1 protein-coding gene is annotated in these 291 nt (G+C 52.9%); it reads right to left on the reverse strand.

Features of this window, described 5'->3' with window-relative positions:
• Positions 1 to 291 (reverse strand): transposase (locus Q4519_RS21840; protein WP_303516051.1); only part of this gene is annotated, 291 nt, incomplete at both ends.

Genomic DNA, 291 nt, shown 5'->3' on the forward strand with positions numbered 1-291 from the left:
TGTTGGCAGTGTGCGCTGCTTCCAGTGGTTGGTTTGTCCATCGCGATAACGAAACGTGACGTTATCCTTGGTGATGTCAATGATGTCTTTGTCGGGCAGCACGCCGCGATACAAGTAGCGCGAGAGATACTTCAGCGTTGGTAAGCCTTCGCCCACGGCGCGACAATCCACCACCCATTTTGGCGGCAGGTGATTGGGCAGGCTCAAGCTTGGGTGTTGATTGATGGCTTCAAGCATTCTGGCGCGCCACACTTTCGCCAGTGCAAAGGCGTTAAACAAGTAGTCTTTTTT

The sequence above is a fragment of the Motilimonas sp. 1_MG-2023 genome, assembly GCF_030547455.1.
Lineage (GTDB): Bacteria > Pseudomonadota > Gammaproteobacteria > Enterobacterales > CBDFNC01 > Motilimonas.